The sequence below is a fragment of the Microbacterium sp. NPDC057407 genome (genome assembly GCF_042803895.1).
GTDB lineage: Bacteria > Actinomycetota > Actinomycetes > Actinomycetales > Microbacteriaceae > Microbacterium.
Window position 1 is genome coordinate 673,320 of record NZ_JBHVCA010000002.1, and the last position, 13,122, is coordinate 686,441.

General features: G+C 71.3%; 13 protein-coding genes and 1 tRNA gene. 4 read left to right on the plus strand and 10 right to left on the minus strand.

All coding sequences use genetic code 11. From position 1 onward, the window contains the following. The first annotated feature begins 1 nt into the window (after position 1). Positions 2 to 640: an MBL fold metallo-hydrolase gene (locus tag ACFUTX_RS08105; RefSeq protein WP_378862464.1), complete on the plus strand. Its 639-nt coding sequence runs from the start codon at positions 2 to 4 to the stop codon at positions 638 to 640. Between the two features lie 78 nt (positions 641 to 718). Here ACFUTX_RS08105 and ACFUTX_RS08110 read toward each other — a convergent pair whose 3' ends face one another. The 4 genes from ACFUTX_RS08110 to ACFUTX_RS08125 form a co-directional block, all read right to left on the minus strand. Continuing rightward, positions 719 to 988 (minus strand): HPr family phosphocarrier protein, encoded by a 270-nt coding sequence (locus tag ACFUTX_RS08110; RefSeq protein ID WP_378862467.1) that lies wholly within the window; start codon positions 986 to 988, stop codon positions 719 to 721. Between the two features lie 63 nt (positions 989 to 1,051). Beyond that, positions 1,052 to 3,112 carry a fructose-specific PTS transporter subunit EIIC gene (locus ACFUTX_RS08115; protein WP_378862469.1) on the minus strand — a complete coding sequence of 687 codons (2,061 nt, stop codon included), beginning with the start codon at positions 3,110 to 3,112 and terminating at the stop codon, positions 1,052 to 1,054. Between the two features lie 29 nt (positions 3,113 to 3,141). Further along, the gene (locus ACFUTX_RS08120; RefSeq protein WP_378862471.1) at positions 3,142 to 4,098 is read right to left on the minus strand and encodes a hexose kinase; all 957 of its coding nucleotides are present in this window, start codon (positions 4,096 to 4,098) and stop codon (positions 3,142 to 3,144) included. Next, a complete protein-coding gene (locus tag ACFUTX_RS08125) occupies positions 4,095 to 4,874 on the minus strand; it encodes a DeoR/GlpR family DNA-binding transcription regulator (protein WP_378862473.1) in 780 nt (259 codons plus the stop codon). The genes ACFUTX_RS08120 and ACFUTX_RS08125 overlap by 4 nt, the downstream gene beginning before the upstream one ends. Positions 4,875 to 4,945: 71 nt before the next feature. On the opposite strand from ACFUTX_RS08125, the gene ACFUTX_RS08130 reads away from it, so the two are divergent. Then, the gene (locus tag ACFUTX_RS08130; protein WP_378862476.1) at positions 4,946 to 5,866 is read left to right on the plus strand and encodes an aminoglycoside phosphotransferase family protein; all 921 of its coding nucleotides are present in this window, start codon (positions 4,946 to 4,948) and stop codon (positions 5,864 to 5,866) included. Here ACFUTX_RS08130 and ACFUTX_RS08135 read toward each other — a convergent pair. The 6 genes from ACFUTX_RS08135 to ACFUTX_RS08160 all read right to left on the minus strand — a co-directional run bounded on the left by ACFUTX_RS08135 (position 5,815) and on the right by ACFUTX_RS08160 (position 11,257). Further along, a complete protein-coding gene (locus ACFUTX_RS08135; protein ID WP_378862479.1) occupies positions 5,815 to 6,630 on the minus strand; it encodes a hypothetical protein in 816 nt (271 codons plus the stop codon). The two genes, ACFUTX_RS08130 and ACFUTX_RS08135, sit on opposite strands and share 52 nt — an antisense overlap. 40 nt (positions 6,631 to 6,670) lie before the next feature. After that, positions 6,671 to 7,549: an ABC transporter permease gene (locus ACFUTX_RS08140; RefSeq protein ID WP_378862482.1), complete on the minus strand. Its 879-nt coding sequence runs from the start codon at positions 7,547 to 7,549 to the stop codon at positions 6,671 to 6,673. Beyond that, complete coding sequence (locus tag ACFUTX_RS08145) at positions 7,546 to 8,493, minus strand: ABC transporter ATP-binding protein (protein WP_378862485.1); 948 nt, start codon at positions 8,491 to 8,493, stop codon at positions 7,546 to 7,548. Before ACFUTX_RS08145 ends, ACFUTX_RS08140 begins: the two co-directional genes overlap by 4 nt. Positions 8,494 to 8,621: 128 nt before the next feature. Next, positions 8,622 to 8,693 (minus strand) — tRNA-Gln (locus ACFUTX_RS08150). A gap of 76 nt (positions 8,694 to 8,769) precedes the next feature. Beyond that, the gene (gene gltX / locus ACFUTX_RS08155; RefSeq protein WP_378862487.1) at positions 8,770 to 10,284 is read right to left on the minus strand and encodes a glutamate--tRNA ligase; all 1,515 of its coding nucleotides are present in this window, start codon (positions 10,282 to 10,284) and stop codon (positions 8,770 to 8,772) included. Positions 10,285 to 10,327: 43 nt separating this feature from the next. Further along, complete coding sequence (locus ACFUTX_RS08160) at positions 10,328 to 11,257, minus strand: LysR family transcriptional regulator (RefSeq protein WP_378862490.1); 930 nt, start codon at positions 11,255 to 11,257, stop codon at positions 10,328 to 10,330. Positions 11,258 to 11,350: 93 nt separating this feature from the next. Here ACFUTX_RS08160 and ACFUTX_RS08165 point away from each other — a divergent pair, with 93 nt between their 5' ends. Together ACFUTX_RS08165 and ACFUTX_RS08170 are read left to right on the plus strand one after the other, a co-directional pair. Next, a complete protein-coding gene (locus ACFUTX_RS08165) occupies positions 11,351 to 11,959 on the plus strand; it encodes a hypothetical protein (RefSeq protein WP_378862493.1) in 609 nt (202 codons plus the stop codon). Between the two features lie 84 nt (positions 11,960 to 12,043). Continuing rightward, on the plus strand, positions 12,044 to 13,117 hold the full coding sequence (locus tag ACFUTX_RS08170) for an aminotransferase class V-fold PLP-dependent enzyme (RefSeq protein WP_378862496.1): 1,074 nt from the start codon (positions 12,044 to 12,046) through the stop codon (positions 13,115 to 13,117). Positions 13,118 to 13,122 lie beyond the last annotated feature (5 nt).

The window sequence follows — 13,122 nt, forward strand, 5'->3', positions numbered from 1 at the left end:
CATGCGAGTGACCAAGTTCGAGCACGCCACCCTGACCATCGTCGAAGCGGGGAAGACCATCGTCGTCGACCCGGGATCGTTCACGGCGCCGCTCGCCGACCTCGGCGAGGTCGTGGCCATCGTCCTCACCCACGAGCATCCCGACCATTGGACCCCCGATCACCTCGACCGTCTGCTGAAGGCCCACCCGGGCACCCCGATCTACGCTCCCGAGGGTGTCGCGCGAGCCGCCACCGGGTACGACGTGACGGTCGTGCACCCCGGCGACACCGTCGACCTCGAGCCGTTCCGCCTCGAGTTCTTCGGCGGCAAGCACGCCGTCATCCACGATTCCATCCCCGTCATCGACAACCTCGGCGTCCTCGTCAACGGCGAGTTCTACTATCCCGGCGACTCCTACGCCGTTCCGCGGGGCGCCCGCGTGCGGCTGCTGGCGGCGCCGGTCGGCGCGCCCTGGCTCAAGATCGGCGAGGCCATGGACTTCGTGCTGGCCGTCGCACCGCGGCAGGCCTTCGGCACGCATGATATGACCCTCTCGCGCATCGGTAAGGACATGGGCCGCGCTCGCCTGCGCTGGGCCGTGGAACAGGACGGCGGGGAGTTCCTGGTGCTCGAGCCGGGCGACGCCACCGATCTCTGACGGCCCACAGACGAAGACGACGGATGCTGCAGCGGCTTCGGCCCGCAGCATCCGTCGTCTCGTCTTGAGCGCTCGCCCTCACTGGGCGTCGAGATCGGTCTCCAGCAGCTGGACCAGCTCATCGAGCGCCTGCTCGGCACCGTCGCCCTCGGCCTTCAGCGTCACGACGGTGCCCTGCGAGGCGCCGAGTCCCATGAGCGAGAGGATGCTGCCCGCGTTGAGGTCGGGTCCGCCCTCCACGGCGATCGTGACCGGCACGCTCTTCTCCTGCACCGCCTGGACGAACAGCTTCGCGGGGCGGGCGTGCAGTCCGGAGCTGCTCGCGATGGTGGCCTGACGTTGTGCCATGGGTGTGTTCCTTTCGTGGGACTGTCTGCCAGCTTTGCCTATGAGCGGTCGGGATGCCAGGGCTCACGCCGGCACGGCCACCGCTGGGATGTTCTCCGCGGCCCGCAGCTCCTTCGGGGCGATGAACCGCTTGAAGGCGACGACGAGGAAGCCCGAGACGAGCACGCCGGCCAGGAGCGCCAGGAGGAAGCCCCAGATGGGGTTGATGGCGAACAGCACGAACACTCCGCCGTGCGGAGCGAGCGACTGCACCGCGAAGGTCATGCTGAGCGCGCCCGTGACCGCTCCGCCGACCATGGACGCCGGGATGACGCGCAGCGGATCGGCCGCCGCAAACGGGATCGCACCCTCGCTGATGAAAGCGAGTCCCAGCAACCAGGCCGCGACGCCGTTCTCGCGCTCGACCGGGGTGAACATGCTGCGCGCGAGGATCGTCGAGGCGAAGGCCATCGCGAGCGGAGGCACCATGCCGGCCGTCATGACGGCGGCCATGATGAGGTACGGCGTGGTGTTGTCGGCCGAGGCCTCGGCGAGCCCGGCCACGGCGAAGGCGTATGCCACCTTGTTGACCGGACCGCCCAGGTCGAAGCACATCATCAGGCCGAGGATCACGCCGACCACGATGATGCCGGAGGTGGCGGAGAGGTCGGTGAGCCACGTGTTGAGCCACTCCATCAGGGTGGCGATGGGTCGGCCGAGGAACAGGATCATCAGACCGGACGCGACGATCGAAGCCAGCAGCGGGATGATGACCACCGGCATCAGGCCCCGCAGCCAGCGCGGGACCCGCCACGAGCCGATCCACCACGCGGTGACACCGGCGAGGAGACCGCCGGCGATGCCGCCGATGAAGCCGGCGTTCATGAGGACCGCCACCGCCCCGGCCACGAAGCCGGGTGCGATGCCGGGCCGGTCGGCGATGGCGAACGCGATGTAGCCCGCGAGCGCCGACACCAGGAAGCCCATCGACGTGGCACCGATCATGAACAACACGGAGCCGATGTACTGGCCGAGGGGTCCGTAGTCGGACGTGATGTCGGTCGTCGGCAGGTCCCAGAGGGAGTTCTGGACGATGACGTTCGCCGCGTTGTCGGTGACTTCGTAGCCGCCGAAGAAGAACCCGAGGGCGATGAGGAGGCCGCCACCGGCCACGAAGGGGATCATGTAGCTCACGCCCGTGAGAAGGATCCTCTGGATCCGTGCACCCCACGAGAGGCTCTCGGACGCGGCTGTCGTCCCGGCGGACGCGGTCGCGCTGACGCGCGGTGCGCTCGGATCGCCCGCGGCGGCCACCGCCTCGGCGATTAGCTCCCGGGGCTGTTCGATGCCGCGCTTCACGCCGGAGCGGACGACCGGCTTGCCGGCGAACCGGCCCAGGTCTCGGACGTCCACGTCCGTGGCGAAGATCACGGCGTCGGCGTTGTCGATGACCTCTCGGGGCAGCGCCTGGTAGCCGCTGGAGCCCTGGGGCTCGACCGTCAGGTCGACGCCCGCTGCCGTGCCGGCGGCGGTGAGGGCGTCCGCGGCCATGAAGGTGTGCGCGATGCCGGTCGCGCACGAGGTCACCGCGACGATGCGGACGGGGCGGCCGTCGAGCGTCGGGCCGCCGGATGCCGCGGGGACAGCGGCCGGCGCCGGAGGGGCGACGGGAGCCGGTGCGGCCGAGGCGTCTCCCTCGCCGATCGCGGCACGGACGATGCGGACGACGTCGTCGTTCGTCCTCGCGGCGCGCAGGCCCGCGGTGAAGTCGTCCTGCATGAGGCTGCGCGCGAGCTTCGACAGCACCGCGAGATGCGCCTCGGCCGCTCCCTCGGGCGCCGCGATGAGGAAGACCAGGTCGGCCGGTCCGTCGGGTGCTCCGAAGTCCACGCCGGGCGCGAGCCGGGCGAACGCCAGGGACGGCACCGAGACGGCGGCGCTCTTGGCGTGCGGGATCGCGATCCCGCCCGGCAGGCCGGTCTCGTCCTTCTCTTCGCGCGCCCACGCGTCGGAGAACAGCGCGTCGGCGTCGTCGGCGCGGCCCTGCGCGACGACCCGGGCGGCGAGGGAGCGGATGACGGCGGCTTTGTCGTCGCCCAGACCGACGTCGAGGCTGACGAGCTCTGGGGTGATGGTGTCGGACACGGTGACCTCCAAGCGGTCGGTGTTGCGGCTCAGCGAGCGTGAAGAGAGAGGCGCGTGACGGTCACGTCGCCCGGGGGAAGGTCGGCAGGAGTGGGGGCCTGCGTTCCGGGGAGGGATGCCGCTGCCGCGCCGTAGCGGACAGCGACGGTGAGCCGCTCGGCCGGCTCCGCGCCCGCCGCGGCGGCGAGCAGGTAGCCGGCGAGCGAACTGTCACCCGCGCCGACCGTGCTGGCGACGCGGATCCGTGGCGGAGAAGCCGCCCAGGCCCCGTCCGCCGTCACGAGCACCGCACCGAGGGCGCCGAGAGTGACCAGAGCCGCTCGCACCTGGCCGGGGACCAGGTCGCGCGCGAGAGCCGCGGCCGCGCCGGCGGCGTCGCCGTCGGGCAGCGCCCGGCCGGTCAGCTCCACCAGCTCGTCGTCGTTCGGCTTGATGAGGTCGGGGTGTCCGTCCCTCGCCGCGGCGGCGAGAGCAGCACCGGACGTGTCGACGGCGATCGCCGGAGCCCCGTCGCCGTGAGCAGCCCGGACGGCGCGGATCACCCGCACGTAGAAGTCGTCCGCCAGTCCGGGCGGCAGCGAGCCGGCCAGCACCAGCCAGTCCGCTCCGCGACAGGCGTCGACCACGGCGGCGATGACCGCCGCAGCGTCGGTCTCGCCCATGGCCGCGCCGGGAAGATTCAGCTTGGTCGTCGCGCCGCCCGCCTCGGCGATCGTCAGGTTCGCGCGGACTCGTCCCCGAGTCGGCACCGCGTGCGTGGCGACGCCCGTCGTGCGGAGGACCACGCCATAGGGGTCGTCGGGCGACAGAGGCAGCACGGCCAGCGACGCGACCCCGGCGGCAGCGATCACGCGAGCGACGTTGACGCCTTTGCCTCCGGCGTCTTCACGGTCGGATGTCGCGGACTGCACCTCGCCCGGGCGGAGCGGGCGATCGATGGTGATCGTGCGATCGAGGGAGGGGTTGACGGTCAGTGTGACGATCACGGCACCCACACCTCCACGTCCGCGTCGCGGAGCGCGTCTTCGACGTCTCCCTCGGGGGCGACGTCCGTGACGAGGACGTCGACCGCCGTCAAGGGGGCGAAGGAGACCAGCAGCTCGCGTCCGTGCTTCTCGGCGTCGGCGACCACGATCACGCGGCGCGCCGAGCGGACGATCGCCTTCTTGACCGCCGCCTCTTCGGGATCGGGCGTGCTGAGGCCGAACCGCGAAGAGACGCCGTTCGTCCCGAGGAAGGCGACGTCGGGCCGCAGCGCTTCGATGGCGCGGACGGTGTCGGCGCCGACGGCCGCCGCCGTCAGACCGCGTACCCGGCCGCCGATCAGGGAGAGCGCGACACCGGGGATGCCCGCGAGCGAGTGCGCGATCGTCAGGGCGTGGGTGACGACCTCGATCGGCTCGTCGGCGAGCCTCGGTGCGAGGTGGTCGGCCACCGCGGCCGTCGTCGTGCCCGCGTCGAAGAAGACCGAACCGCGGAAGTCCGCGCCGAGGGCCTCCGAGGCGACGGCGCCGATCGCGGCCTTGGCCGCGCTGTGCCGCACGACGCGTTCGGGGAGGGACGGCTCGTTGGTGCTTCCGCGCTCTCCGGCCACGGCCCCGCCGTGGACGCGCCGCAGCGCGCCGACCGACTCGAGTTGCGCGAGATCGCGCCGGACGGTCTCGGTCGTGACGGCGAATCGCCCGGCCAGATCGACGACGCTGACCCGGCCGTCTGTGGCGATCAGGCGCTCGATGGCGTCTTGGCGCTCCGTTGCGTACACGCATACCTCCGTGGGATTCCCACACGATACAACACAAAACAACACATAACAAGACCCGGTACTCTCGCCTTGTGGCTGACAAACCGGCGGCGGAGGTCCGCATCGACGCAGAGCTCGTGCAACACCTCGTCCGCACACAGGCCCCCGCCGTGCGTCGCGAGGCGGCAGCCTCGACCCCGGTCAAGCTGGCCGAGGGCTGGGACTGCGAGATGTGGCGGCTGGGCGACCATCTGGCGGTGCGGCTCCCCCGCCGCGCTGCGGCCGCCCCGTTGGTGCTCCACGAGCAGCGGAGTCTGCCGCTGTTCGCCTCCGCCGTGCAGGCGGCCGGGCTACGGCTCCCCTCGCCGGTCGTGCACGGTTCGCCGGACGAGCGCTTCCCGTGGCCGTGGTCGATCGTGCCCTGGATCGAGGGGTCGCGGGGCACCGACATCCCTCGCCCGGATCGTGCCGGGTGGAGCGACACCCTCGCGAAGGCGCTCGACGCGCTGCACGTCGAGGCGCCGAACGACCACCCGGTGAATCCCGTGCGCGGGTCGGCTCTCGCCACGAGGGCGAATGCCTTCACCGATCGGATGCGGTCGCTCGAGGCGCACGGGGCGATGGACGGCACGACGGAGCGTGCCCTTCGGGACGCCTGGGAGGCCGGGCTGGCGGCGGAGGGCTGGCGTCGCCCGGCGGTGTGGATCCACGGCGACCTGCACCCGGGCAACCTGGTGGCCGAGGGGTCGTCGCTGCGCGGCATCGTCGACTTCGGCGACGTCACCGCCGGAGACCCCGCCTATGACCTCGCGATCGCGTGGCTGGCGTTCGATCGGCCGGGCCGGGAACGGTTCTGCCGCGCCACCGGCTCGCGCTACGACGAGGCGACGTGGATCCGTGCGCGCGCGTGGGCCGCGGCCATCGCCGTCATGCTCCTCGTCAACAGCGACGACGAGCCCGACTATGCCAGGCTCGGGCGTGACGCGGCCGCCGAGGTGGCCTCGGGCCTCTGACCGCCGGGCGTGCGCACCCAGACGTCGACGGATCCCTCGTGGCCGACGAACCGGATCACCGTTCCGACGGGCAGCGCGTCCTCCATGTCGAGCGAGATGCCGTCGTAGACAGTGAAGTCGAGCACGGGGTCGAGTCCCGAACCGGCGCACGTGGCGCTGAGGAACGCCCCGTCGTGCGAGAGGAGGAGGCACCGCGCCCCATCGATGCCGAGCGCCGTCCACACCCGGATGACGTCATAGGACTCGTGCGGAACGAGGGTGCCTTCGTCGATCCCCCAGTAGTCGAGGTTCTCGGCGAAGCCGGAGCCGCGCTCGCCTCCGCCGGGATCGATGCCGAGGGTCAGATCCGGTGACGGCCCGGAGTCGGCGGGCCAGGTCAGACCGACCGCGAGTCCCACGGCGATGCCGGCGAGAGCGGTCACACCCCACAGCGGAAGACGGCGCCTGCGAGATCGTCGCGGAGTACGGGGTTCCGCGTCGGGCTCCCCCGGCGTCGCCGCGCGATCGGTCGCCGGGGCGCCGACGGACTCATCCGGTGCGGCGACCGGGGCGGTGCGACCGCCCTCGGATCGCCCCCCTGCCGGAGCCGCCGGCTCACGGACGGGGTCGGGGCCCACCACGGCGCCCCGCGCGAGGTCTTCGAGTTCACGGAGCCGTTGCTGCGCGGCCGGGTCGAGCACGATGTCGGCATCCGGACCGTAGGCGCGCCGACGGAGGAGCTCGAGTTCCCTCGAACGCTCGGGTGACAGCGACGCCGCGGCCATGCAGCCATTATTCCGCGGGAGCGACGGCGGCGGGCGTGAGCTACCGGATGCGGGCGCGGATGCGACCCGCGCTGAGCGCGGTGAATCCGAACGCCATGGCGAGGAGCACCGCGAAGGCGATCGTCGCGGGCACCACGAGATCGCCGACGTACGCGTCGATGCCGTAGAACTCCCGCAGCGCCTCTCCCGCCTCGGCGTTGTCGCCCACGATCGTGGCCAACGACTCCCCCGTGAACTCGCGGCGCAGGAGCATCGCGCCCTGGGCGAACGGCAGCGCGTTGATCGTCGTCGCGACGCCGGCCGGCAGCGACCCCACCGGGATGTACGCGCCGGCGATGAAGCCCAGCACGGTTCCGATCACGGTGGCGAAGCCCGAGAAGGCGGCACCGGTGCGGATGAACGACACGATGAGGGCGGACAGCGCCGTGAACCCGGCGCAGCACAGCAGCGTGACGCCGACGATGCGCCCGATGGTGACGGGGGCCAGCCACACGGAATCGACGATCCCGAGGTAGAGGATGCTGAGCGTCAGAACGATCATCGACATCACGATCGCGACGGTGACCGCTGAGACGAGATAGCCGAGCACGAGCTGGGTCCGGCGCACGGGCGAGACGAGGAAGTCCCGGAAGCGCCCGGACTCGCCGTCGTCGACGAGGGTGACGAGCGCTCCCAACCCCGTCGTGATCGTCGACAGCATGACGATGCCGGCGAACATCCACGTGTCGACGAAGGCACGGATATCGGCCTCCGTCGCCTGTGGGAAGGTCTCCTTCAGCCCGTCGATCTGGAGGCGGGCGAGGAACAGGGTGTACAGGACGAAGAGGATCAGGGCGCCCAAAAGGGAGAAGAAGACGTTCATCCGATCACGGAAGAACAGCCGCAGGTTGCGTCGCACGATCGCGAGCACGACGGTCACGGTCGACCTCCCCTGGCCTTGGGCTCCGCTTCCGTGTCCTCGTCGGCGACACGACCGGTGAGGGCCAGGAAGACGTCGTCCATCCGCCCGTGGCGGAATTCGAAGTCGAGCACGTGGTCGCGGTGCGCGGCCAGCAGCGCCTGCGCGGACGCGGCATCCGGCACCGCGATGACGACGACGTCGCCCTCCACTCGCGCCTCCCCCCGGTGCCGAGGCGCCAGAGCCATGAGCCCGGGAAGATCGTCGGTGCTCACCGTCAGGATGCTGTGGCTGTACTCCGCCCGGAGCGACGCCGGTGTGCCGTCCGCGACGATGCCGCCCCGGTCGATGATGCAGACGCGATCGGCTTCCTCGGTCTCCTCCATGTAGTGCGTGGTGAGGAAGACGGTCAGCCCGGACTCGCGCCGGAGTCCGTGGATGGTCCGCCACAGGATCGCGCGGCTGCGGGGATCGAGGCCCGCGGTCGGCTCGTCGAGGAACAGGATCGACGGCTCGTGGACGAGCGCCCGCGCGATGTCGACGCGGCGCCGCTGCCCGCCGGAGAGGGCGCCGTACCGCCGGTCGAGGAATCCGTCGAGCTCGATGAGCTCGGCCAGGAAGGCGATGCGGCGGTCGGCGCGCGGACGCGGCACCTTCGCGAGCGTCGCGCGCAGGCGCAGGTTCTCGCGCACGGTGAGCGCCGGGTCGAGCACGGAGTCCTGGAAGACGACGCCGATGCTCTCCCGCACGCGCTCGCCGTGGGCACGGACGTCGTGACCGGCGACCTGCACCTCGCCCTCGTCGAAGGGCAGGACGGTGGTCAGGCAGTTGATGGTGGTCGATTTTCCGGCGCCGTTCGCGCCGAGGAACGCGAAGACGGATGCCTCGGGAACCGAGAAGGTGAGATGGTCGACCGCCACGGTCGAGCGGAAGCGCTTGGTGAGCCCCTCCACGTGTACCGCCATGGTCCTCCTCCGGGTCGGCGCGTGGAGTCAGTCTGGCACCACCGGCGGCGCGGGGGGTCGACGGGGATCCGGAAAAACGAAGAAGCCCGGTGCTCCGCTTCTGCGGATTCCCGGGCTTTTCACTACTGCTGGGGTACCTGGACTCGAACCAAGAACAACTGAACCAGAATCAGCCGTGTTGCCAATTACACCATACCCCAAGGCGTTCGACCGAAGTCGTGCCGAGGATCAAGTCTAGACGACGGCGGCACGTGCTCCAAACCGAGCGCGGCCCGCTCAGGCCAGTCGGCCGGCCAGATCACCGAGCCGACGGATCGTCTCGACCTTGCCCAGGAGCTCGATCGACTCGAAGAGCGGCGGCGAGACGCGGCGACCGCTGAGGGCCACCCGCAGCGGGCCGTATGCGACGCGCGGCTTCAGACCCAGCCCATCGATCAGGGCCTGCGAGAGGGCGTCCTGCACTCGGGCGGTCGTGAACTCGTCGGCGGGAACGGACTCCAGCGCCCCGATCGAGGCGACGAGCACCTCCCCCGCGTCGGCCGGCAGCGAAGCGAGCGCATCCTCGTCGTACGCGACCTCGTCGCGGAACAGGAAGCCGAGCAGTCCGGGAGCCTCGCCCAGCAGCTGCATCCGCTCCTGGACCAGCGGAGCCGCCCGCTCGAGGAGAGCGCTCTGCGGCGCGGTGGGCGGATCGCTGACCAGGCCGGCGGCCGCGAGGTACGGGACCAGACGCTCCGCGAAATCGGCGGGCTGCAGCATCCGGATGTGGTCGCCGTTGATCGACTCGGCCTTCTTCTGGTCGAAGCGGGCGGGGTTCGGGTTGACGTCGGCGATGTCGAACTCGGCGACCAGTTCGTCCAGCGAGAACACGTCGCGGTCGGGTCCGATCGACCAGCCCAGCAGAGAGAGATAGTTGAGCAGGCCCTCGTGGATGAAGCCCTTCTCGCGCTGGAGGAAGAGGTCGGCCTTCGGGTCGCGCTTGGAGAGCTTCTTGTTGCCCACCTCGCCGAGCACGAGAGGCATGTGCGCGAAGCGCGGGATGAAGGTCGTCACGCCCGCGTCGACGAGCGCCGAGTAGAGGGCGAGCTGCCGCGCGGTCGACGGCATCAGATCTTCGCCGCGGATGACGTGGGTGATGCCCATGAGCGCGTCGTCCACCGGGTTCACGAACGGGTAGAGCGGCACTCCGCCGGCGCGGACGAGCACGAAGTCGGGGAACGAGCCGGCGGGGAACGTCACCTCGCCGCGGATCAGGTCGACATAGGTCAGGTCTTCGTCGGGCACCCGCAGCCGCCATGCGGGCTCGCGGCCCTCCGCGCGGAAAGCGGCCTTCTGCTCGTCGGTCAGCTCGCGGTCGAAGTTGTCGTAGCCGAGCTGCTTGGCGCGGCCGTTCGCCTCGTTGCGGGCGTCGATCTCTTCCGCCGTCGAGTAGCTCTCGTAGACGGCGCCGGTGGCGATGAGCTTGTCGAGCACCTCGCGGTAGATCTCGTGGCGCTGGGACTGCCGATAGGGCGCGTGCGGCCCTCCGACCTCGACTCCCTCGTCCCAGTCGATCTCGAGCCAGCGGAGCGCGTCGAGCAGCTGCCGGTAGCTCTCCTCGCTGTCGCGCGCCGCATCGGTGTCTTCGATGCGGAAGACGAGCTTGCCGCCGTTGTGCCGGGCGTAGGCCCAGTTGAACAGGACGGTGCGGATCAGTCCGACGTGCGGGAGACCGGTCGGCGAGGGGCAGAAGCGCACGCGCACGTCGGCCCCGGAGGCCGTCGTCGTGCGGGGGTCGGGTGAGGAAGACATCGCCGACCAGTCTATGTGGAGCGTGCGGGTCGGCCCGGGCCCGTCAGGCCGCGACGAGCCTCGCGACAGCCTCGAGAGTGGCGCGCACCGCCGGGATGCGATCCGCGCCGTGCGCCGTCACGACGTGGATGGTGCGGGCCTCCGACGGCGGCAGGGGCAGCGTCACCACACCGGGGAACCGGGGGAAGGATGCTACCGCCATGCGCGGCAGCGTCGCGACGCCGATCCCCTGGGCGACGAACCCCTCGACGGCGACGAAGTTGTCGGTCTCGAACGCGATGCGCGGCTCGAAACCCGCACGCGCGCACAGCTCGAGCAGGTGCCCGCGGCAGCGTGGGCACCCCGCGATCCATTGCTCGTCGGCAAGAGCGGACACATCGACCGCGCCGTCCTCGGCGGCGGGGTGCCCGGCAGGAAGGACCGCGAGGAGGTCGTCGGTCCCGATGGCGTGAACGGCCAGGCCGTGGGCGCTCTCGCCGTGCGGGTCGTCACGGTCCCCCGGGTAGCTGAAGGTCAGCGCGATGTCGGCGCGGTCCTCGCGCACGGCGGCGACGGCCTCCGGCGGCTCCGCCTCGAAGTAGCTCAGCGCGATTCCGGAGTGGTGCGCGTCCAGCTCGGCGAGCAGACGGGGGACGATGGTCGGCGAGGCGGACGGGAAGCCGGCGAGCCGGACGCGCCCCGATCGCAGGCCGCGGATCTCGGCGAGCTCGCCGGCTGCGGCATCCAGTGCGGACGTGACCGCCGGCGCGTGGCGCGCCAGGATGCGTCCGGCCTCGGTCAATCGCACGGATCGGCCGACGCGCTCGACGAGGGGCATGCCCAGCCGCTGCTCGAGCCGCTTGAGCTGCTGGCTGACCGCGGGCTGGCTGTACCCGAGAGCGACCGCAGCGCCCGTGATGGACCCCTCGTCGGCGATCGCCTTGACGACTCGCAGCGCGTGCGCGTCGAGATCGGGGTCGTCCAGTGCGCTCACATCGCACAGCATAGGCCGCGCCGTGGGAGTCGATGGGCGTAGGCAGAGCTGGGATATCCGAGAGTGGGACGCCGCGCACCCTATGCTTCGGACATGACACAGCTGCGAGAGGCCGCCCGCTCCGCTTCGCCCCTGCTCGTCGTCGGCGCCCTCGCCTTCGCGCTGAGCGCCTGCGCGCCGACCCCGGGAGCCGCACCGACCGACTCCTCGGCTCCCACCCCGTCGGCCTCGGCCTCTCCGACCGCAACCCCCGTAGCCACCCCTACTCCCGAACCCGCAGCTCTTCCCAGCGACTGCTCCGAGGTGGGCACCGCCGAGACCCGGGCCGCCACGGTCGATGGCCTGATGCTGCAGTCGGACGGCGTCGGGTTCGTCCGCCCTGCGCCGAGCTCGGCGAAGCTGATGCTCGGGTGCGGATGGTTCGCCGGAGACGCCACGGGCGTCATGCTGCTCATCTCGCACGTCGATCCCGACGAAGCTGCGGAGTACGCCGCCACCCTGCCCTCTGAGGGCTACGACTGCACCACCGGCGACGCCGGCAACCCGGTGTGCCAGAAGGTCACACCAAACTCCGACTACCCCGTCGACACGGTCGAGACGATCGTGAGCAGGGAGGACGTGTGGATCTACCTGTCCACGTCGAACGTCGACGGCGATCCGCTGCTCTCTGACCTCAACGCGGCGATCTGGCCGCCTTCCTGAGCGAGACGAGGCATAACGCGCGGCTATGGATCGCATGCCCATCTTCCCGTAGACCGCGCAGCGCCCCGCGTCGAGGGTGGAGACATGCCCTCGCTCAGCGTCCTGCCGCACCCTTCGATCACCGCCGCCCAGGCCGAGTTCTCCGGCGGGCGCGGCTATCTCGCCGCGTGCACCACGGGGCTTCCCCCGCGATCGAGCCGCGCGGCGGTGATCGCCGACCTCGACGCGTCGGCCGCGGGGAGACCGGACCCCGCCGGGTACTCGGCGGCAGTCGAGCGCGCGCGCCGTCACTTCGCCGCGCTCGTCGGCGTCGGCTCCGACCGGGTGGCGATCGGCTCACAGGCCTCCGTCGCGGTGGCGCTGTTCGCGGCTTCGCTGGAAACCGGCGCCGAAGTGCTCATCGCGGAAGGGGATTTCTCGTCGATCGTGCTCCCCTTCGTCCACGCCGGTCGATCCCTCCGCATTCGCACGGCACCGTTGACCGCCCTCGCCGAAGCGGTCCACGCCGGGACCGCCGCCGTCGTCTTCTCGCTCGTGCAATCGGCCACCGGCGAGCGGGCGGACCTCGAGAGCATCCTCGGCGCCGCACGCGCACACGGCGCCCGCACCCTGTGCGATGCGACGCAGGCGGTCGGATGGCTCCCGGTCGAGGCATCCCGATTCGACGCCCTCGTCTGCCATGCGTACAAGTGGCTGTGCGCCCCGCGAGGCGTGTCGTTCCTCGTCGTCTCGGAAGAGCTGCAGCGCGAGATGCCGCCCCTCTTCGCCGGCTGGTACGCGGGGTCCGACCCGTGGGCCTCGTGCTACGGCGGCGACATCGATCTGGCGCCGGACGCCTCGCGCTTCGACGCTTCACCGGCGTGGCAGGCGTTCGTCGGGGCGGAACCGGCGCTGGCGCTCTTCGCGTCGATCGACCCGGTGGCGCTCGAAGCCCACACCACCGGCCTGGCCGCGGCGTTCCGGGCCCGCATCGGTCTCACCGCGGCCGGACGGCCGAGCGCGATCGTCACGTGGGCGGACCCGGACGGAGCTGACCTCGCGAGCCTCACGGCGGCGGGGATCGTCGCGTCGGGACGTGCCGGCCGGGCGCGGGTCGCGTTCCACGTCTTCAACGACGAGGAAGATGTCGACCGGGCCTCCGCGGCGCTCGGGCGGTGACGCCG